Raw genomic sequence first — 18,688 nt, forward strand, 5'->3', positions numbered from 1 at the left:
ACTAAACAATTTCTTGGAGTGTTTGCTATTTTCTCAACTGCCTCTTAAGTTTTCTTTGTTCTTGTTTGATACGTTCTTGTTGCAACAACAACTCTGCTTGCCGTTGCAGGGCTTGTTCATAATCAATAACCTTCTGCTGCATTTGCTGGATGGCTTTGGGATTACGATGTGTGATAAAAATGCAGTCAAGGTAGTCAAAATCTTTTTTGGTAGCTTTGCCTTGCATTCGCAGATAGCGATAACGGAGGTCGTAATCGGAGGCGGTTTGCAGTTGGTTTGCTCCCATACTGAAGAACCAGCAACTTATCATGACCAGTCCACAGACTAACAAGAGTAACATGCGCTCGGCTAAATGCACACTTGCAAAGAGCGAGTAGTTCTTATATTCTACGGGCTTTTGCTGCTCTTTGATGAGTTGCTGCAAGGCTTCAAATTTTGGGTCGAGCTTCTTGATCGACTCTGATAGTGCCTCCAAAACAAAAAGTTGATGCTCCTTGATTTTGGCTTGAGTTTCTTTCGAGAGATGGATTTGCACGGTTTCTTGTGTTTTAACGCTATCTCCCTTTGGATTAGATAGCTGTTCAGCAATAGTAGTGCGCAGTTTTACCTGTGCCTTACTGATGGCTTTGCATTCTTGTTTGAGTTCTTCGAGAATATCGAGAACAGGTGCTATTTCGTTATTCATACTGATATAAATTTGATGTGATTAAATTCTACGTTTACGATTAGCTCTATTGCGGAGTTTCTTTTGAAATCGAAGTTCATCAACATCTACGCCATTACTTGGTGCAGGCATAGAAAACATTTCACTAATTGCTTCAGATAGGTCGGTAATGAAATAGCTTTCATCTACAGAATGTGCCATAGGCTCATTTTGTAGATGAATTTGCTCTTGTTTGTGAGAATTTCGTTCTATCTCAGCATTGAGGCGAGAGAAAGAGCACGAACGAGCTATCTTTGAGCCTCTGAAACTGCATCCGTCTTTTTCAAAGATGATCCCCTGAACAACATCGGTATTACCTTTCGTCTTGAAACGAGTGGTAATACCTTGTTGCTCTAATTCTGCAACAAAATCTTTCCAAGTCTGAGATTGAGGTAATACAGCCTTGATAGTATCGAATATCTCATACCGCAATTTATCTTCACCTCTCAATCGTGATCGGTTTACCTCTTGCTTTCCTTCGCCAATGGTTAGACCATAACGCTCAGTCAGTCCTCTACAAATCTTCGTTGAACGATACTTTTCGTTGCGGTCGCTGATGGTCTTACCATTGTTACCGATGCGATTGATGCAAATGTGCAGGTGTGGATGTTGCCGGTCGCTGTGCCTTACAATAAGGCTCTGTGTGTCGCCATAGCCCATTTCATGAAGATATTCGTTGGCAATCTTCACCATTGTTGCATCTGTCAGTCGTTCTGAATCATGCGCTGAGAATGAGAGTATGGTATGACAAACTGGTTTCTGTACACTTGGACACATAGAGGCTTGTAAGTTGAAGTCGTGTGCAATGTCATTTGGTAAAGAACTGCGCACGCCATTGGCTTGTAAAACCTTGACTTTACCTTCACGCTTGCTAAGCATATAACTGACAACTCCACTGAAGTTTGTTCCTTTAATAATCTTGGCTATCATGGTTTCAATCGCTTCATAAGTTCATGAATAAGTTGTTTCAGCGCATTCAATTCTTCATTGAGTGCAGAGATGCCGAAAGCATTGAGTCGATGGGCTATTTGGTTAAGATTGTTAGCCATGCCAGAAATTGTACGGATGAGTTGCATTTCCTCTGGCTTTATTCGACTCTTTACTTCTGCATTTGTAATGAGCAGCCGTAAAAACTCTGTTCGAGAAATTGAGGCTTCACGTGCTTTTCCCAACAAGGTGTAGTACTCCATTGTATTAAGCCGAAGAAGCACTTGATATTTCCGTTTCTCTGATAATGTCTTGGTGGGTCGCCCACCTTTATTCTTCTGTTCCATTTTTTATTTTTTTGATGAGACCAACGGGATTTTCACCTCCCTAATAATGGGAGCAAGTAGGTTTTGAGATACTCAAAACACAAACTTGCTTCCCAAATACACGCTATCTTCTGATGCCACGTTTCGTGGTCGGTAATAACACCTGTTTCTCTTTGATTTTGGATTGAGCAACGAGCCATTCGTTGAGGTCCTTATGCTCTCGATAGCGTGCTGAGCCATCAACGACCTGCAGAAACATTTGCCTCAAAACTGCAAAAGATTTGCGCCCGGCATCGTCATTATCCAGAAAACTTTCCACTTCTTTATAGCCCACTATCTGTTCTCTGATGCGTGGCAAAAGTGCCAAAGAGTTAAGAACGATGGCATCACAGGTTGAAGAAGGATGGAGCGTTTGCCATGAGAGAAAATCCATGAAGCCCTCAAAGATTTGTAGGCGGTCGGTTCCTCTTTTAATCGTCGTAACAGCCTTCGGTGCGACACATCCTTTGAAATACATATTGCGGATTTCCCATCCCAAAGCATCGTTTGCAAATCCAATGGCATAGTATGTTCGTTTCATATTTTGGAATAGAACTTCCGAGCAGTAGGCGCTGGCTACGGGAAGAGGAATAGCACGTGCTGCGAGATAGCGGAGCAAATAGGGATTGGAGAGCGGTTGCGCAGATAGGATTTCCAACTTGCGCTCAGAGAATTTTCTCTTACCGCCAAAAGAAAATTCTTGATGCGCTACTTGTTTAGCGCCACTCAAAAGCCTGATGGCTTCGCTGGTAGTGCAACGATGTAAAGCGCATACAAGGTCGATGATGTCGCCATGTTCGCCCGAGCCGAAGTCGTACCACTGGTTGCGCTCTGTATTGACTTTGAAGGATGGTGTGCGCTCATTGCGCAGCGGAGAGTAGTACCAATAGTGAATGCCTTGTACTCGTGCTGGCGCATAGCCCTGTTGTTGCAAATAATCTGTGATAGAAATTTGCTTGATATTTTGTATTTCCATTGTGATTTTGTTTTAAGTTGAAATGAAATTAACGCCGCCTTTTTCTTTTGGAGGCTGGTTGATAATTGTTTGGTCAGACGGTCGTACACTATAGACACCCATTTGCGACCGACCAAACTCGTTTCTCTTTGGTCGGGTTGGTTCAGGTATATATAGCCTGCGTCCGACCGACCAACGGTTTTAGGGCAGATAATCTCTGTTGAGCCGATATTTTCCTCGCTCTTCCTTGACCACCATGCCTTTATTGAGCAGAAATTGTAGGAGTTCTTTGAGTTTGGTTTGCCCGTAGGATTGTCCAACCATCTTAGTATAAGCCTCTTTGAGAGTTACGATTAGTGTACTATATGGCAAGACTTCATTCGTAGAGAATACTTGTATCAATGCCATTCGATGTTCGTTACCGCTTAACTCTTGATAGGAGACGCGATGTGGTTTTCGCTCATTGTCCGAATACGAGAGGTCTATTTGGGGAATACAAACCTCATCTTCTACCTCCTTGATCCGAAAAGCGAATTTGTCAAAGGGTTTGGAACGAATGATGGCAGGGGCAACGATGCTTCGCTCGGGCAGCGTGTTGTCCCTCGTGACTTGCAGGACGGTCTCTGCCTTGTTGTTGAGTTCCGTCCCAATATGCCCTCGTGCGTTGTCGTCGCCTTTATTGAGGTGCAGCACGGTCTGAATGTGGATATTCTGCTCGCTGGTCCATTGCATCAGGTCGCCCACTAACTTGGTGGCCTCTGTTGAGTTATTGATGTCGAGCATCAAATCACGAATGCCGTCAATGACTACCAATCCCACGTTGGGCGTGTTGTAGATGGCATAACGGATAATTTCTCTGCGCTCGTTTGGGTCAGCAATGGCTCTGAGGTGGCTGAATCTCAGATGTTCAGGTTCTCTATCAATCGGCAGTCCTGCCAATCGCAGAATGCGCTGCATCACGAGTTGGCAATGATAAGGGCTTTGCTCCGTGTCAAAGTAAAGAATAGTGCGTTTACTTTTAGGAAATGATGCTTTATATTCCAGCACCTGCCCATTGACAAGAGCTGCTGCAACGATGGCACTCACATTGAAAGTCTTCTTGGCTTTCGCCTTACCTGTCGATACACTGAAGTTACCCAGTGTACCAATGATGGCTTCGCCTGCTTGTAGTACAACAGGAGGAAGTGCAAACTCATCGGTTACATGAATGAGCGATTTTTTCCAAATATTTTCATAATCTGTTGTATTCATCAGCGTCCTCCTGTCTTTCGCCCTGCCAATTCAAGTGCAAGGTCAGCATCCACAATAATCTTGCGACCTACTTGCGTAATGGCACGATTGATTTTGCCACTCTGTTTGATACGATTAGCTGTGGGCAGACTGCACCCAAAGAGGCGTGCAATGCCAGCCAAGCCGTATACATATCGTTTTTCTTCTTTGGAGGAAACCTTTGGCGTTTCTCCATTCGTGGACATATTGCCGTGTTGTGCCAAGAAGAGCAATTCTTCACCCGTCATCTGCCATACAGGCTTGCCCAGTAATTCATTTATTGTCATAATTCCATTGTTTTGAAATGAAAATTCGTCCTTGCGCATAGGGCTTTCAGTCAGCTCTGACGATACAAAAGTAGAGGGCTTTTAATGTTCTACCAAGTGAAAGGGATATGGTGGGAAATATAAGAGAAAATAGGGAAATCAGAGACTATCAAAAACACTTAAACCATACTCATAAAGTGAACAATATCGGGCAAAATACCGTTTATAAGTAATCATTATGATTGTTTTAGTGATTTTCTTTTACACGTACATTAGATTCTGAACAGGTGTAGATCTATAAAAATATTGAGAGGAAATCGTGTCTAATTTTTCACCAAGGGTAGCAACCTAACTTTGTGAAGGGAAAATAAGCCTCTGTTCGCTAAATTCAATCTCTCATTTACTTCCAGCAAACACTCTCCCTCGCAAGAATAAACTTTGGTTCCGTGTCATCACCACGGCACAAGCTACACGGTCGCAGCCCCACAGCAAGTACGAATACCAGCAACCGCCAACCACCGTGCGAGGTCGATTACACCTACCACTTCAAGCCCCAACGGTGGCGCACTCCCTCCTCCCTCTGGCATATAGACAATGGGCGGTAACCTACCACTGGCGAGAGTGTCCGCCAAAGCAAAGCGACTACCGATTAAAAGAAAGCAGACCTTGGTGCCGCACTGGGCGGATCCAAAGTCTGCTTGTATAGTGAACTATGCACAAGAAAAAACATTTATTTGTGCATATAGTGAAGATTTACTCCTCCTCATCATCTTCTGTCTGCCATTTTCCTGTGCGGAATGCTTCCCATTCATCAGAATGGAAATACTTTGAATGGAACTGATCCATAGCGGACAAAGATGGGGATAGTATTAAAACTGCATCGCTGTTTGTCGGCAAATCATCTTCATCCAGTTTTTGAAGGAATTCGATTGTAGGTTCGTCCTTCAGCAGAATCAAAACTTTGTCTAACAATTTATTGATAATCTTGACTTTGTTGAGGTTGAGCTGTTCCGATTGCTTTTTACCAGACATAACTTTTACTTCGGAATATGCTGAATGTAGGAGAGGACGAACGACCTCATATAGTTCAACTTTTTCTTTAGATACCTTATTCATCATTTTTGATATTTAAGAGGCATGTATGTCCTGATGTCATTCTTTTCTTTATTACCATCGATATTCCAATACCAACGTCCTGAAAACATATGAACATTATCTTTTCTCAGTTCTTCCATGCAATTGATATATTGGCTGATAATCATTGCAACATCTCCATTGTTAGGCAAAGCATCTATATCAAACACTTCAAAACCGTCAAAAGGTTTCATATCTCCAAGGATGTCATTTGCTGTTACAAGTACCTTGTTGATAAGTTTAAGTTTGAACTCATTAACTTCTGCCTTGGGGTCTTTTTTGACCAGTACGGCAACTTCGTCATGTAAGGCTTGCAACTGAGTTGCAGTCTTATCGAACTTCAAAATTTCTTCTTTTGTCATTCTAATACTATTTTAATTCGGACACAATCTTGTAAATTCAACATATTTCTTTTTAATAACTTCAATTGGCTTCCTTTGCTCATTGGAGTTGATATTCTGCATTAACTTCAAATCATCGTCTGTCATTATCAAAATACAGCGCCGTTGTCCTGACCAAAGGTCTATTGTGTTTTGAAGCATTTGTTTTGAAGGTTTGTTCCTTGTAAAAAGAATGCCAAAACGTCCAAAATTTCCAGACATGTAACGATTGAGCTGATTGATATGTTCTCGTTCTATCGAGTGAACATTTTTCAATTCCACAACAATTTGTCGGCAATCATACACATCGTACAGTTCTTTGAGGAAGTCAGTGTCGATGTTGTTGTAGAAGATTAAATCACGGATTTGGGTTCCTGACTCAATTCTACTCTGTTCTTGTGCAAAATCCAAATGAGGATATAGTAAAGAAGTCAAGACCTGCCCCATCAATTCCTCATATTTTTTATCTGCATTGTTTTTCTTGCCTGTATATAGTTTTGTAATAGAACAGACTTTCCTTCTTGCAGATTCTTTGCTTATTTTTGAGAACAGAGGGTCGTTCTTGCAATCATCTTTTGCAAGTTCCTTAATGGAAATGTATTTTTCTACTTGGTCGAAATGATGCCTATTATACTCCAGTATTTGGATGCGATTTTTAATGCCGTCATATTCCTTATTTATATCAGCAATAATATAGTCCTTATAGTAGCTGTCATAGTTTAGCCACGGTGAAAACCTCAGCCAACGCTTGGGTACAAACAGAATGCTTTGTTCCGTTTTTTCGTTGATTGGCAAATTTGTTGTTTCTTCAACTATGCTCTTCTTTTTCGTGTCATAATACGATATTTTAGACAAACTGAGAGGTATGCCATACTTTTTACACTCTTGTATTGTGTAGTCAATGAGGAAGGATTTCATCAGAGAACACGCAATATCACTAATCCTATCTTTAGAAATGTCCTGTACCAGTAACTGTATCTGCTCAATATGCTTAAATCCCAACTGCGACACTTGGGTAATTGCCTGAAACAAGTCAAGAACTTCTTTTGCTTTTGCCGTTGAGATAGGCCGCCCCATACGCTTGTTCGATGTGCCTAATCCAACCTCAGCGCATTCACTGAGATAAATTAAGGTCTCAATAGCTTTATCTTGCTTATCGTCCAAATACATTCGCCCCAATTCATTGAATGCGGTAATCACCGATAAATGTTGTCCGTTATCCATTTGTGATGGTGACTTCCACAAGAGAAATGGGTCAACATATAGAGGTATATCTTCGTCCATATATGGGATAGCGAAGTCTACCTTGCTTTGTAACAAGGGAATTCCATAATGATCAGATAATCGAGGTCGAATAAAATCTGTTGTATCAACCATAATATTTTTATTAACGGTTAGATGTAAACTTGCACCTTGGATAGTTAGAACACCCAAAGAAACATCCGTATCTACCTTGCCTTTCTACAAGTCGTCCTCCGCACCTTGGGCATACACCGTGTTGGATTTTATTTTGGCTATCGTATTGCTTGCGAAGTGCATTGTACTTGTGTTCGCATGTAGCACCTTTTTCCAAAGTCTTGCTATTGCTCTCAATGATACTAATAATTTTCTCTTTAATCTCTTGGCTAATTGCAGGAATTTTATATTGCAAAATTGCATCTTTTAAGCGGCAACGATTCACCACAATATGGGTGTTAACATTTACCTTCAGTTCTGCCTCGTTGTTGAAGCACACAATCGGAATAAATGGAATGTTCCCTAAATCTTTCAGCATGAACTTCAAGAAACGCACATGGCCATCATTTTGCAGAAGTGGGCTGTAAAAGGTTGACTTGTGTCCGTATATGCTTTGCGTCCAATATTCGGTGCTCTCCCCACCGAAAATCCAACCTTTATAGCCTTTGGTCTCAATTACAAACACGGCATAGGGTGATACCACAATATGATCAATTTGTGTTGACCTACCATTGCTCATGAAGAGAACATTGTCTATGACATGATACTCTTCAGGTAGTTGCGTTAGCTTATGATGCACCATTTTCTCTGCAATCTTACCTTTGTTGAAACGAAGGTAAAGGATTGCGGAGAAAATTAGCAGTGGTATGAGTGTAACTATTATCATATTGTTACAGAGGGTGTACTATCTGTTTTATATCACAAGGTTTATGTCTGTACTACTAATATGTGGAATAGGCTCATTTGTCCCTTCTAACATATACACTAAAGACGGTTTCTTGCTCTTTGTGCCTTTTGCTTTGTCAAGTCCAACAGACTCTACAATATAGTAGCCGATAACTCGCTCCTTGTCGTGCAAAACCAAGCGACTAATACTGAGCAATTCAGGATGCTCTTCTATGTCAGAATCGCTAATTCCATATTTGAACTGCATGTGCTTGAAGATATTTTTGTTTTCGGTCTTGCTACAATATGCAATCAAAGTGCCTCGATTATGCTTTGAGAAGTATAGAGCTTTCGGCTCAAAGAGGGACAATTGAATCCATACTCCATTTGTTTCTTCCTCTTCTAAACTTTGGTATTTGTGAACTAAAGGTAAGGGGGCTTGCTTTGAAACACATTTAACAAGTGTATGGGCTATGTGCCACATCATAACTGGTGGCACTGCATTACCGATTGCCTTGTATTGTCTTATCTGTGACACAGAATCAAACTGGAAAGTGTCGGGGAACGACTGTATACGTGCCGCCTCACGAGAAGAGAATCTTCTGTAACGCTCACCAATCATATAGACGGGGTCTGTGCTGTTTAGGCTTACTTTTGCAAGGTGTGCACTTATCGTATTACACGGCTCATCAAGTTGCATGGCTCGTCCTTTGTTCATCTTTTGACGAACAGCCATCATGCCAGCAACAGCCTTTTCACTGAAGAATAATGATTCGTCGGTGTCGGATTCTTGCGAAATGACATCACGCAAAACCTTTCTGTCTGCCTGTTTGACTTTTGCTGGATAGGAAAATTTATGGTAGTCTTCAAAATCCCGAAAACCAATGATGATGACACGCTCTCGTTTTTGAGGAACGCCATATTCCGAAGCATTGAGCAGTTTATGTACAACGGTATAGCCAGCTGCCTTAAACTCGCTCATAATCATAGGGAAGGCTTGCCCTTTATTAGCAGAGAGTAATCCCTTGACATTCTCTGCAATAAAGAAACGAGGTTGACGCTCCTTTAAGATTTTTACCATCTCAAAGAAGAGCATTCCCCTTTCGTCCTTATATCCCAAGCGTGGCGGATTTTGTGCAGAAATAGAAAATGACTGACAAGGGAAACCGCCAATAAGCATATCGAAGTCTGGTATCTCGTTGATGTCAATATCGCGTACATCTTTGACGATGCACTTATGTTCAAAGTTGGCATTATATATTTGAGTACAGTAATTGTCGTTGTCAACGGAGTAGACAATTTCAAACGGATTCTTCTTATACTCTTTTCCAAGATAAGAGAAACCGCCCAACACGCCTAAGTCCATGCCACCACATCCACAAAACAGCGAGGCTACTTTTATCTTTTCCATGCTAAAATTTCTGTTGGTTCAAATATGTTTGAGTCGAAAGAAACTTCCATACCATCACGTGGCATCGCTTCAATCTTATCTGTCTTGTATAAAGCAACTGGGTTCCTGAGAACAATCAGTACCTTGCTATGCGCACTAAGCATCAAGCGATAGACACAGTAATGCTCTTTGATTGTATTGGCAACTCGCCACTCGTTTGGCGACATGTGGAAGCCGTACATCTGGATTTTCTGTTTGCTCACAGTTGTCTTTACCTCAATATAGCGGTGGTCCTCGGTTCCATCACCCTCAAAGCTATCTATGTCAAAGCCCGGATGGTATGATGGGCTGTCAACAATTTGGACGAGTTTAATAAATTGCTCGCCGTAGCCATTGATTTTCAAACGCATCTTTTCATGACCGCAAATAATTGCTTCGCCAAGGTTTCCTATGTCCTTTGTCGTTCTATCGCCAGAGACAACATCCTGTATTCTCTCACCGAATACAACATCTATTTCATCATCTTGTTGCAGCAGACTTCTGATGTCGGTCTTGAACATATCCGGCTTCATGGAGTCGTTGACGTATGCAAACCAATTTGGCTCTACAGCTGAAAGACTTGCGGTGTCGAGGTCATTCTGACCATAGAAAGATTCATATCCCTTAAACCAAGTTTTATCCTTGGCAAAGGCCTGAATAGCTTGGAGCTCATTGCCTTTCAGGTAAAAGTAGCTGCCATTTTTGGTAAGCAAATCGGCAAGCTCCATGTAATCAAGAATGTCTCCAGCATACCTTGTCATATCACCCTTTGTGCGTGAAGCACCTGTGAGTGACTTCGTATGTGGGTCGGCTGGGTTATAGTATTTGATTTGATTCTTACGGTTGTCAAGGATGGTCTTGGCAACTTGCTTAGGAGAAATCTGCCCACTGGTTACTCGAACATCGTTAAATATGCAGTAGGTGGCTTCCTCGGCTGACAAAGACATCTCCTTTACGCTGTTTTCGGAACTCAACAGCTCATTACCTGCCAATAATACCTGAATGATGGTCTTGGCTGGTTTGAATCGTATATTCAAATAGATAATGTCCTTCAAGTCCTGTGGCTTCATGTGCCCACCAGGGAATTGAAATGACATAAGGAAAAGTCTGAAAAACTGAGTGAGGTCTTGGTTCTCGTACAAGAACGTTGCCATTTTGGATGTACGAGTAATGTCAGCCTCCTTGTCTTCTACATAGAAGCCAAAGAGTGCTGGGATTTCTGTTCGCCAATTCTGTAAAGTCTTTTCTTCCATATCAATGTTACCAGGGAACATCCTTATGGCATTCAAGTACTTCTTATTATAATCCTCACAACTACAATCTGGGATGCGGCAACATTCTCCAGCCATATAAAGAAGAACATTCTCAATATTGCTTTTGAAGCGTGGTCGTACAAAATGGATTCTATGCCAGTATTTGTCTGGCAGATTATAGTATTTTATTTCTTGCTTGGCCATAATGTTTCTTTCAAATGTTTAGCAATAGCGTTCGCCATCAATGGGGGGACGGCATTGCCGACCTGTTTGTATTGGCTCGTTTTACTGCATGTGAACACAAACGTGTCTGGAAATGATTGTATTCTTGCACACTCTCTAACTGTTGGAACTCTATTCCATTTGTAGTGAAAGTGATGTCTGTGTCCTGTATCAATGGTTATACTTGGTGCTTTACTGTTTAAGCGTGTCCATGCGATATGAACTTTTCTTATACCCTGTAAAGATTCGGGCAGGTCTTTGTAGTTGCCGCCGTCAGGAACAAGGTTGATAATGTCTATTGTCTTTTGGTTGTGTTCGGTAGTCTCATGATTAAAAACACCACTGCTGTTTGCACGGATAAATTTTTGATAATCGCTCTGAGGCTCTACCGCATACTTGTCGCCATCTGTCATAGAGCATTCAGGCAAGTCTGACAATGCTTCACCTGTTGTAACCTTATGCTCTACCTCTGGCAGATTAAAGTCGAACTCGCCATTTTTCAAGCCAACGAAAACAGCTCTTCTTCTATTTTGAGGTACGCCATAATTCGAGGCAGTAAGCACCTTGCATTGAACATTGTATCCCAATGCCTCAAAATCATCAAGGATTGCCTTTTTGATAACACCCTCTCCCATTGACAATATGTTAGGCACATTTTCCATGACAAAAGCCTTGGGCTGGAAATAAGCAACCATTGCAACAAACCTTTTATAGAGTTGGTTTCGCTCGTCCTCTATTATTCTTTTTCCTGCAACAGAAAAACCCTGACAAGGAGGCCCACCGATAATGACATCTACATTATTCGTTTGTATCGCCTCTTCAACTTCTTGTGGTGTCAATGCCAAAAGGTCTGCACACAAGGTTTTCGCACCAGGACGATTATATGCGTAGGTCTTCAGTGCATCTTGCCAATGGTCTATGGCAATAAGACTTTCAAGACCTGCCATTTCAAATCCAAGCGACAAACCGCCACATCCTGAAAAGAGGTCAATGAATGTATGTTTCTTGTTCATTCAGTTTCTCTTTATTATTTAATTTCTTTGAGGTTGTCACGTACAATAGTCAAGAAATTCGTCTCGTCATCCAAATCTTCTCCTTGAAATTGTTGGTTGAGTGTGGCGATTACATCCTCAATTTTATTTATTTGCTCTTGAAGCAGCATCTGTTTTTCTTCACTCATAAAGCTAATCTATTTTCTTCATTATGGTTTATCTCCAAAAGGTCTTTAATATCGACCTTTAATATTTCGGCCAACTCTACCAACTGCAACACAGATGGTTGTATTCTGTTTGAACGCCAACGTGATATGGTAACCTCAGATAGATTCATCTTTGTCGCCAAGTCGCTATTAGTTAAACATTTGTCAGCCATAAAAACACGCAATCGGTTTCTGCACGTAGTCTTTGCCATGTCATTTATGATTTTATCTATGCGTCAAAGTTACCACTTTTATTTTATACTTTGGTCATTTTATGATAACCATTTGTCATAAACGTGCATTTTTGAATAAAATAGAGGGCAAAATAATAAGAAAAACGGCAAGAATGATAAGTTTCTTGCCGTTTATGAGGGATTTTAGACTACATCACACCACTAACAGGTACGTTCACGATGTCGTGAACGGGGAATTTCTCGCAGCTGATGTAGAGGGTGTCGAATGCGTCGGAGCCGTCGGTGCGGTGCTCTAAGAGGTCTTCTTCTGATTCGGCGAGCTTCTCGCCTGACTTGTCCTTGCGGAATCCGTTGCGTCCTCTTGACACTCCTGCCGACTGGATGGCAAGAATAAGGCCGGGATTGTTGCTACGGCTGAAAAAGGGACATAAGGCGTTGTTTGCCAGCGAAGCCCTTGACCGATGAGCTGGTGCTGCTCGTTGAAACGCATTGGGTTGCATAGATGACCCACTTCTACCTGCCAGCCGTGGCGTTCAAACTCGTGGATGGGCACGAAAATCCTACTCGTTGGTGTGAGGTTTTGTTACGACCAAGAGCAATAGTATAGTAGTTGATGACAGTCTTATTCTAGTAGCTCTGAATGATACGTAAGAATAGAATCCCTGACATCGTGCCGCAATAAACCATACAAGAAATACCGAGAAACTTTTTGGGTGTAATAAAGGGTGTAAATCACGTAATTCGTTGATTTACACCCTTGTTTGCGGAGAGAGAGGGATTCGAACCCCCGGTGCCTCTCAGCACGGCGGTTTTCAAGACCGCTGTAATCGACCACTCTACCATCTCTCCAGAAAGTAACTTTCGCAGTCTAACTGCTTCTTTGTTGAAAGCGAGTGCAAAGGTATGGATATTTTTTGAGACCACAAAATATTAGGATGATTAATTTTGGAACAAAACACTTTTTAACCAAAATAACAGATCCCGAATGCCTTGAGGGTTCATAATAGATAGCAACAAATTAAAGGATGCTACTAAAACAGGTGAGATAACATTCGACAGACCTGAGCCCGTTGAGAATCTTATCACATGGGCTTACGACAGCTATGCCCCTACTGCTAATCTTGTTGGTGACAGGCGTACAGTATTATCAGCGACTACGTCGGTCGATCCACCCAAGCATACGATGGCAAAGGTAACGTTGTTTGGCTGACCGACTATTACATCTATAGTAACGCCCGCAACCCTTACGGCAGCAGGAAGCTCATTCCTTTACGACAGTCTGGGCAGAATGAGGACGAAGAAACGTAAGCATCCAACATTATCCGTCTTTCTCCTATTTCATCTCATCACTACCTTTGTGCGAAAAAATGTGGGTCTTCCGGAATTTGGAGTGATAATAATTAGTTATTAATAATCAACTACTTACACCATTGCTCATATATGTTAAACCCTTTATATACGGAGAATTATAATCATAATGTGCTAATTAGTACTGCAGGAGTTACTATAACTTATAAATTCACTTCATTTAGTCTAAATCCATTATTAATGAGAAGGTTATGAAGAGATTTTTATCTCAAAATTTGAGTATCATTCATAGGTTATCACTCCAAATGTCGGATGAACCAAAAATGTTTGCACTCAACGAAACAAATGTGGTTCTCCCGAAATATGGCGTGATGAAGTAAACCTACTCATAATAAGGGTTCTTCCGTTAAAAGCGTGGACACTTTTCGTATAGCTTTAACAAAAGAACTGAAGTTATGCATTATACAAATAGACAGCCAAGACAGTCTTGGCTGTCTATCTTTATTATCATCCTCCGACACAGAAAAACTTATCATGTTAACGCTTCGAAAATTTGCAGATAAGACATTGAAAAATCATGACATAATTTCGGTTAAAGCATCTACAGATAAAGGCAAAAAAACGTGTAAAAAGCAAGTTTGCAACCATCAATAAATCAGTTGGTTATAAGGTCATACAAGAATAAGGTGCTTAATTGGACTTCAAAAGGGCGTTAGTCAGACCTCAAAAGGGCATCTATTGCAAGTCTATTGGGCGTCTTTTCAAAGCCAAAAGACCATGTGTTGGTTTTGAACTGCATGAAAATAGTTTACAAACATCGGTTAGTATGGGGATAAGTTATAGAAGACGGAAAACTTGTTAATAGATAGACAAAATATTTATTTGTCTTTTCTACATTATACCTTTCAACTTGTTCCCCTTTGCAAAACCATCTGTTTTTGGATAGTCATACCATGCAGGTGTATAAGCCTTCATAGATGCAATCTATGCATTTAACGGAAGAACCATAACAAGGCACGCAGAGAAATGGAGAACACGGAGGTGAAAGCAATGTCACAGAGGTACCGATGGCACAAAGAGTGACAAAGGCATAGCGTCCAGCTTGCTAATAGCTTTGGAAAACAAACGCCATTCAAAGACCTTTGCGGGTAAAGTTCGCAAACGCCCTCCTTTGCTCCACGCACCGACGGCGCCTCCGTGCCTGCCATAGCTTTGTATCTAATAATCCTCCGTCCACCCTCTGCCTCTGTGTGCCATCTCTTCAATGTTCTAAACTCACGAGGCAAAACTCATCACTCCAAATTCCTGAAGACTCATATTAACTCAGCCCATTCAGATTAGTAAGACTTGTTAGCCGACAGGCTATCAAAGTTTAGAGGTACGAACAGCATTATCTTCTTCTAATTTGCCTTAAACAGTGTAATGCTTTGTATATAAACAAGTTGGGAGCAGGTGACAGCAGTGCATGTTTCGAGGCATGGCATCTTTGTTTTAGGTAAAGACAGATGCATAATCTAATTTATCAGTGTCGGGAAGAATGTTATGTATTTGTCGACAGGTTTGTTGATTTTTGTATTTATCCCCAACTTTTTCCTTATCAACTTTGTTTTTGTGTTTTTTATTTGTTATCTTTGCGGTTGATTATTGATTAAATAAAAAGTGTTCTAAGACAATATATGGCTAAAATAAAGACAATCGGAATTCTGACCTCTGGCGGTGACGCACCGGGTATGAATGCGGCAATACGGGCTGTGACCAGGGCTGGCATATATAATGGTTTTGACGTCAAGGCTGTCTATCGTGGATATGACGGATTGATTACTGACGACATCAAACCCTTCACAACCGAGAATGTCAGCGGTATCATCGGGCAAGGTGGCACCATCCTCAAGACAGCACGATCAAAGGGCTTTGCGACGGAGGAAGGACGCCAGCAGGCATACGACAACCTTGTCAAAGAGGGGATTGACGCACTGGTTGTCATTGGTGGTAACGGATCGCTGACGGGTGCCATGAAGTTTGCACAGGAGCATGATTTCTGTTGCATCGGCTTGCCCGGTACGATTGACAACGACCTTTACGGTACGGACAGCACTATCGGGTATGACACGACGATGAACACCATCATGGAGTGTGTTGACCGCATCCGTGACACCGCACAGAGCCACGAGCGCATCTTCTTCGTCGAAGTGATGGGACGTGATGCCGGCTTCCTGGCACAGAATTCGGCTATTGCCAGCGGCGCTGAGGCTGCCATTATCCCGGAAGACTCAACCGATGTCGACCAGCTGGCACGTTTCATGGAACGTGGTATCCGCAAGTCAAAGAAGAGCTGTATCGTCATTGTCTCTGAAAGTCCTAAGTGTGGCGCAATGTATTATGCTGACCGTGTACACAAGGAGTTCCCTGACTATGACGTACGTGTATCAATTCTTGGGCACCTGCAGCGTGGCGGTCGTCCCTCAGCACGTGACCGCATCCTTGCGAGCCGTACGGGTGTTGGTGCCATCGAGGCCATCCTTCAGGGACAGCGCAACATCATGGTGGGTGTCAGGAACAACGAGGTGGTCTATGTACCGCTGTCCGAGGCAATCCGCTCTGATAAGCCTTTCGACAGGAAACTTATCAAGGTACTTGACGAGCTGAGTATCTAAAAAGTTTCTTTTCCACCTTACTTATATATAGAGGAAATAATAATAAAAAACAATAAAGAAATTTATGTCACAGATTAATGGGCGTATCTCTCAGATTATCGGTCCTGTTATCGATGTCTACTTTGATACCAAAGGAGAGAATCCTGAGAAGGTTCTGCCTAAGATTTACGATGCCCTACGCGTAAAACGTCCGAACGGGCAGGATTTGATTATCGAGGTACAGCAGCATATCGGTGAGGATACCGTGCGCTGTGTGGCTATGGACAACACCGAAGGTCTGCAGCGTAACCTTGAGGTTGTACCTACAGGCAGCCCTATCGTCATGCCGTCCGGCGACCAAATCAAGGGTCGCATGATGAACGTTATCGGTCAGCCTATCGACGGTATGGAGGCACTGAACATGGAAGGTGCTTACCCTATCCACCGTGAGGCTCCTAAGTTTGAAGACCTCTCTACACACAAGGAGATGCTCCAGACCGGCATTAAGGTCATCGACTTGCTTGAGCCTTATATGAAAGGTGGTAAGATCGGACTTTTCGGTGGTGCCGGTGTGGGTAAGACGGTGCTTATCATGGAGCTGATCAACAACATCGCAAAGGGTCACAACGGTTACTCTGTATTTGCCGGCGTGGGCGAACGTACCCGTGAAGGAAATGACCTGATCCGTGATATGTTGGAGTCAGGCGTTATCCGTTACGGTGAGGAGTTCCGCAAGGCTATGGATGAAGGCAAGTGGGACCTTTCACTTGTTGACCAGGAAGAACTGCAGAAGTCGCAGGCAACACTTGTATATGGACAGATGAATGAGCCACCTGGTGCACGTGCATCAGTGGCACTCTCAGGTCTGACCGTTGCCGAGGAGTTCCGTGACCACGGAGGTAAGAACGGCGAGGCAGCCGACATCATGTTCTTCATTGACAACATCTTCCGTTTCACACAGGCTGGCTCTGAGGTGTCAGCGTTGCTGGGTCGTATGCCATCAGCCGTAGGTTATCAGCCTACACTGGCAAGTGAGATGGGTGCTATGCAGGAGCGCATTACTTCCACAAAACGTGGTTCAATTACTTCAGTACAGGCGGTTTACGTGCCTGCTGACGACTTGACCGACCCTGCACCAGCTACTACCTTTACCCACTTGGACGCAACAACGGAGTTGAGTCGTAAGATTACCGAGCTCGGTATCTATCCGGCTGTAGACCCACTGGGTAGTACCTCACGTATCCTTGACCCACTGATTGTCGGTAAAGAGCACTATGAATGTGCGCAGCGTGTAAAACAGTTGCTGCAGCACTATAACGAATTGCAGGATATTATCGCCATCCTCGGTATGGATGAGTTGTCTGACGAGGACAAGCAGGTGGTGAACCGCGCCCGTCGTGTACAGCGTTTCCTCTCCCAGCCGTTTACGGTTGCAGAGCAGTTTACTGGTGTCAAGGGCGTGATGGTCCCAATCGAAGAGACAATCAAGGGCTTCAACGCTATCCTGAACGGTGAGGTTGACGACCTTCCTGAACAGGCGTTCCTGAACGTTGGTACGATTGAGGATGTCAAGGAGAAGGCTAAGCGTCTCTTGGAGGCTACCAAGTAATCATTTCCTTGCACGAACTGAATAATAATTGAATTGTCTATGTTGACACTTAAAATAGTTTCTCCCGAAAGGGTTGTCTTTACAGGCGAAGTGGATAGCGTGCTGGTTCCGGGAACTGTGGGACCGTTTGAGATTCTCAATGATCATGCACCTATCATCTCAACGCTGGTTGAAGGCAAGGTGGTCTATAGCGTAAAGGGGACAAAGAGCGAGCTTCAGATCGTTGGCGGATTCGTTGAGGTGAAGAAGAACGAGGTGAGTCTCTGCGTGGAAATCTGAAGTTGAAAGCTGGCAGGCAGCTGAATAAGCATGATAGATTATAACAAGCTATATAAGAAGTACTATAAGACCAGTCTGTGGATTATCGCAGGACTCTATCTTATCGGTTTGCTGGTGGTGCAGCTGACGCAGCACCCGTCTTATATCACCATGCTTACTATCAGTGCTGTGTATTCGCTCATCATAACCTCTGTATATGGAGGAGCATGGAAAGGAGTAGCCAGTCAGTCGCCTGCTGTTCTGAGCAAGTTCTATCTTGTTGCTTCGGGACTACGGATGCTGTTGGCATTCCTGGTTCTTCTGGTTTATGCCTTTGTGGTGAAGGAGCGCACGATGATACTCAGCTTTGCTGTCATCTTCATGGTTTTCTATCTTGTGCTGTTGGCATTCGATACCGTCTATTTTTACAAAGTGGAAAAGAACAATAAAATTAATAATTAACG

21 protein-coding genes and 1 tRNA gene are annotated in these 18,688 nt (G+C 42.7%); 4 read left to right on the top strand and 18 right to left on the bottom strand.

Annotation, left to right across the window (positions count from 1 at the left end; translation table 11 throughout):
* Positions 1-25: 25 nt before the first annotated feature.
* The 18 genes from ADJ77_RS11055 to ADJ77_RS11130 form a co-directional block, all read right to left on the bottom strand.
* Positions 26-685 (bottom strand): hypothetical protein, encoded by a 660-nt coding sequence (locus ADJ77_RS11055; protein ID WP_025079032.1) that lies wholly within the window; start codon positions 683-685, stop codon positions 26-28.
* A gap of 21 nt (positions 686-706) precedes the next feature.
* A complete protein-coding gene (locus ADJ77_RS11060) occupies positions 707-1,633 on the bottom strand; it encodes a relaxase/mobilization nuclease domain-containing protein (protein WP_025079033.1) in 927 nt (308 codons plus the stop codon).
* Positions 1,630-1,977 (bottom strand): plasmid mobilization protein, encoded by a 348-nt coding sequence (locus ADJ77_RS11065; protein WP_004352645.1) that lies wholly within the window; start codon positions 1,975-1,977, stop codon positions 1,630-1,632. Before ADJ77_RS11065 ends, ADJ77_RS11060 begins: the two co-directional genes overlap by 4 nt.
* A 103-nt stretch (positions 1,978-2,080) precedes the next feature.
* Positions 2,081-2,971 carry a CHC2 zinc finger domain-containing protein gene (locus ADJ77_RS11070; RefSeq protein ID WP_025079034.1) on the bottom strand — a complete coding sequence of 297 codons (891 nt, stop codon included), beginning with the start codon at positions 2,969-2,971 and terminating at the stop codon, positions 2,081-2,083.
* 180 nt (positions 2,972-3,151) lie between these two features.
* Positions 3,152-4,204: an AAA family ATPase gene (locus tag ADJ77_RS11075; protein WP_208595996.1), complete on the bottom strand. Its 1,053-nt coding sequence runs from the start codon at positions 4,202-4,204 to the stop codon at positions 3,152-3,154.
* Positions 4,201-4,506, bottom strand: a complete 306-nt coding sequence (locus ADJ77_RS11080; RefSeq protein ID WP_025079035.1) for a DUF3853 family protein — start codon at positions 4,504-4,506, stop codon at positions 4,201-4,203. The genes ADJ77_RS11075 and ADJ77_RS11080 overlap by 4 nt, the downstream gene beginning before the upstream one ends.
* Positions 4,507-4,952: 446 nt before the next feature.
* The gene (locus ADJ77_RS13880; protein ID WP_154663399.1) at positions 4,953-5,117 is read right to left on the bottom strand and encodes a hypothetical protein; all 165 of its coding nucleotides are present in this window, start codon (positions 5,115-5,117) and stop codon (positions 4,953-4,955) included.
* Positions 5,118-5,238: 121 nt separating this feature from the next.
* Complete coding sequence (locus ADJ77_RS11085; protein ID WP_025079036.1) at positions 5,239-5,604, bottom strand: hypothetical protein; 366 nt, start codon at positions 5,602-5,604, stop codon at positions 5,239-5,241.
* Positions 5,601-5,981: a hypothetical protein gene (locus ADJ77_RS11090; RefSeq protein ID WP_025079037.1), complete on the bottom strand. Its 381-nt coding sequence runs from the start codon at positions 5,979-5,981 to the stop codon at positions 5,601-5,603. Before ADJ77_RS11090 ends, ADJ77_RS11085 begins: the two co-directional genes overlap by 4 nt.
* Positions 5,982-5,993: 12 nt before the next feature.
* Complete coding sequence (locus ADJ77_RS14050) at positions 5,994-7,376, bottom strand: GxxExxY protein (RefSeq protein WP_025079038.1); 1,383 nt, start codon at positions 7,374-7,376, stop codon at positions 5,994-5,996.
* 10 nt (positions 7,377-7,386) lie between these two features.
* Complete coding sequence (locus ADJ77_RS11100; RefSeq protein ID WP_025079039.1) at positions 7,387-8,121, bottom strand: nuclease-related domain-containing protein; 735 nt, start codon at positions 8,119-8,121, stop codon at positions 7,387-7,389.
* A gap of 27 nt (positions 8,122-8,148) precedes the next feature.
* A complete protein-coding gene (gene dcm, locus ADJ77_RS11105; protein ID WP_025079040.1) occupies positions 8,149-9,531 on the bottom strand; it encodes a DNA (cytosine-5-)-methyltransferase in 1,383 nt (460 codons plus the stop codon).
* Positions 9,519-11,006, bottom strand: coding sequence for a protein NO VEIN domain-containing protein (locus ADJ77_RS11110; protein WP_050696415.1), 1,488 nt, complete (start codon positions 11,004-11,006; stop codon positions 9,519-9,521). The genes dcm and ADJ77_RS11110 overlap by 13 nt, the downstream gene beginning before the upstream one ends.
* Positions 10,988-12,037: a DNA cytosine methyltransferase gene (locus ADJ77_RS11115; RefSeq protein WP_050696416.1), complete on the bottom strand. Its 1,050-nt coding sequence runs from the start codon at positions 12,035-12,037 to the stop codon at positions 10,988-10,990. Before ADJ77_RS11115 ends, ADJ77_RS11110 begins: the two co-directional genes overlap by 19 nt.
* A 14-nt stretch (positions 12,038-12,051) precedes the next feature.
* Positions 12,052-12,204 (bottom strand): hypothetical protein, encoded by a 153-nt coding sequence (locus ADJ77_RS13885; protein WP_021671756.1) that lies wholly within the window; start codon positions 12,202-12,204, stop codon positions 12,052-12,054.
* Positions 12,201-12,434 (bottom strand): helix-turn-helix domain-containing protein, encoded by a 234-nt coding sequence (locus ADJ77_RS11120; protein WP_023926435.1) that lies wholly within the window; start codon positions 12,432-12,434, stop codon positions 12,201-12,203. Before ADJ77_RS11120 ends, ADJ77_RS13885 begins: the two co-directional genes overlap by 4 nt.
* 170 nt (positions 12,435-12,604) lie before the next feature.
* Positions 12,605-12,784: a hypothetical protein gene (locus tag ADJ77_RS11125; protein WP_036874533.1), complete on the bottom strand. Its 180-nt coding sequence runs from the start codon at positions 12,782-12,784 to the stop codon at positions 12,605-12,607.
* A gap of 396 nt (positions 12,785-13,180) precedes the next feature.
* Positions 13,181-13,265: transfer RNA gene (locus ADJ77_RS11130), tRNA-Ser, on the bottom strand.
* A gap of 2,135 nt (positions 13,266-15,400) precedes the next feature.
* Between ADJ77_RS11130 and pfkA the strand changes: the two genes are divergently transcribed.
* From pfkA to ADJ77_RS11150, 4 genes are all read left to right on the top strand, one after another.
* Positions 15,401-16,378: a 6-phosphofructokinase gene (pfkA, locus tag ADJ77_RS11135; protein ID WP_050696417.1), complete on the top strand. Its 978-nt coding sequence runs from the start codon at positions 15,401-15,403 to the stop codon at positions 16,376-16,378.
* Positions 16,379-16,442: 64 nt separating this feature from the next.
* Positions 16,443-17,966 carry a F0F1 ATP synthase subunit beta gene (gene atpD, locus ADJ77_RS11140; RefSeq protein ID WP_050696418.1) on the top strand — a complete coding sequence of 508 codons (1,524 nt, stop codon included), beginning with the start codon at positions 16,443-16,445 and terminating at the stop codon, positions 17,964-17,966.
* Positions 17,967-18,005: 39 nt separating this feature from the next.
* Positions 18,006-18,245 (top strand): FoF1 ATP synthase subunit delta/epsilon, encoded by a 240-nt coding sequence (locus ADJ77_RS11145; protein WP_025078688.1) that lies wholly within the window; start codon positions 18,006-18,008, stop codon positions 18,243-18,245.
* Between the two features lie 30 nt (positions 18,246-18,275).
* The gene (locus ADJ77_RS11150; protein ID WP_025078687.1) at positions 18,276-18,686 is read left to right on the top strand and encodes a hypothetical protein; all 411 of its coding nucleotides are present in this window, start codon (positions 18,276-18,278) and stop codon (positions 18,684-18,686) included.
* The last annotated feature ends 2 nt before the right edge of the window (positions 18,687-18,688 follow it).

Origin of the sequence: Prevotella fusca JCM 17724, assembly GCF_001262015.1 — a bacterium.
In the GTDB taxonomy this organism is placed as follows: domain Bacteria; phylum Bacteroidota; class Bacteroidia; order Bacteroidales; family Bacteroidaceae; genus Prevotella; species Prevotella fusca.

Bases quoted from the DNA above. Each gene is read 5' to 3' on its own strand.
- ADJ77_RS13885 (WP_021671756.1), bottom strand. From the start codon at position 12,204: ATGAGTGAAGAAAAACAGATGCTGCTTCAAGAGCAAATAAATAAAATT.
- ADJ77_RS11110 (WP_050696415.1), bottom strand. From the start codon at position 11,006: ATGGCCAAGCAAGAAATAAAATACTATAATCTGCCAGACAAATACTGG.
- ADJ77_RS11065 (WP_004352645.1), bottom strand. From the start codon at position 1,977: ATGGAACAGAAGAATAAAGGTGGGCGACCCACCAAGACATTATCAGAG.
- ADJ77_RS11080 (WP_025079035.1), bottom strand. From the start codon at position 4,506: ATGACAATAAATGAATTACTGGGCAAGCCTGTATGGCAGATGACGGGT.
- ADJ77_RS11115 (WP_050696416.1), bottom strand. From the start codon at position 12,037: ATGAACAAGAAACATACATTCATTGACCTCTTTTCAGGATGTGGCGGT.
- atpD (WP_050696418.1), top strand. From the start codon at position 16,443: ATGTCACAGATTAATGGGCGTATCTCTCAGATTATCGGTCCTGTTATC.
- ADJ77_RS11120 (WP_023926435.1), bottom strand. From the start codon at position 12,434: ATGGCAAAGACTACGTGCAGAAACCGATTGCGTGTTTTTATGGCTGAC.
- ADJ77_RS11085 (WP_025079036.1), bottom strand. From the start codon at position 5,604: ATGATGAATAAGGTATCTAAAGAAAAAGTTGAACTATATGAGGTCGTT.
- pfkA (WP_050696417.1), top strand. From the start codon at position 15,401: ATGGCTAAAATAAAGACAATCGGAATTCTGACCTCTGGCGGTGACGCA.
- ADJ77_RS11100 (WP_025079039.1), bottom strand. From the start codon at position 8,121: ATGATAATAGTTACACTCATACCACTGCTAATTTTCTCCGCAATCCTT.
- ADJ77_RS11055 (WP_025079032.1), bottom strand. From the start codon at position 685: ATGAATAACGAAATAGCACCTGTTCTCGATATTCTCGAAGAACTCAAA.
- ADJ77_RS14050 (WP_025079038.1), bottom strand. From the start codon at position 7,376: ATGGTTGATACAACAGATTTTATTCGACCTCGATTATCTGATCATTAT.
- ADJ77_RS11070 (WP_025079034.1), bottom strand. From the start codon at position 2,971: ATGGAAATACAAAATATCAAGCAAATTTCTATCACAGATTATTTGCAA.
- ADJ77_RS11090 (WP_025079037.1), bottom strand. From the start codon at position 5,981: ATGACAAAAGAAGAAATTTTGAAGTTCGATAAGACTGCAACTCAGTTG.
- ADJ77_RS11150 (WP_025078687.1), top strand. From the start codon at position 18,276: ATGATAGATTATAACAAGCTATATAAGAAGTACTATAAGACCAGTCTG.
- ADJ77_RS11145 (WP_025078688.1), top strand. From the start codon at position 18,006: ATGTTGACACTTAAAATAGTTTCTCCCGAAAGGGTTGTCTTTACAGGC.
- ADJ77_RS11060 (WP_025079033.1), bottom strand. From the start codon at position 1,633: ATGATAGCCAAGATTATTAAAGGAACAAACTTCAGTGGAGTTGTCAGT.
- dcm (WP_025079040.1), bottom strand. From the start codon at position 9,531: ATGGAAAAGATAAAAGTAGCCTCGCTGTTTTGTGGATGTGGTGGCATG.